Origin of the sequence: Anoxybacillus sp. LAT27 (genome assembly GCF_022030075.1) — a bacterium.
Taxonomy (GTDB): domain Bacteria; phylum Bacillota; class Bacilli; order Bacillales; family Anoxybacillaceae; genus Anoxybacillus; species Anoxybacillus kestanbolensis.
In genome coordinates this window covers 1-230 of the sequence record NZ_JAIWYK010000338.1, presented here as the reverse complement: position 1 = coordinate 230, position 230 = coordinate 1, and the positions used below count along the sequence as shown (strand labels likewise).

The window sequence follows — 230 nt, the reverse complement described above, 5'->3', positions numbered from 1 at the left end:
CCTACTTTGTTCCAAAGCGTCCTTTCTTATGTACGCGTCCGCCGTTCTTCGGCCGGCGCAGATCGGCGGGATCGACCAGCGCGCCGTACGACATCGCTTTTTCCGCGATGGACAAACCGGTCTGCTTGGCAAACTTGCGGACGATAAACAATTCCTGCGGCGTGACAATGGAAAAGACCAGACCCGCCCGGCCCATCCGGCCGGTGCGGCCGCTTCGATGGATGTAGGTA

At 59.6% G+C, this 230-nt stretch carries 1 pseudogene; it reads right to left on the bottom strand.

Features of this window, described 5'->3' with window-relative positions:
* Position 1 precedes the first annotated feature (1 nt).
* Positions 2 to 230 (bottom strand): annotated as a pseudogene (locus LD028_RS09700) (DEAD/DEAH box helicase); the annotation flags it as partial.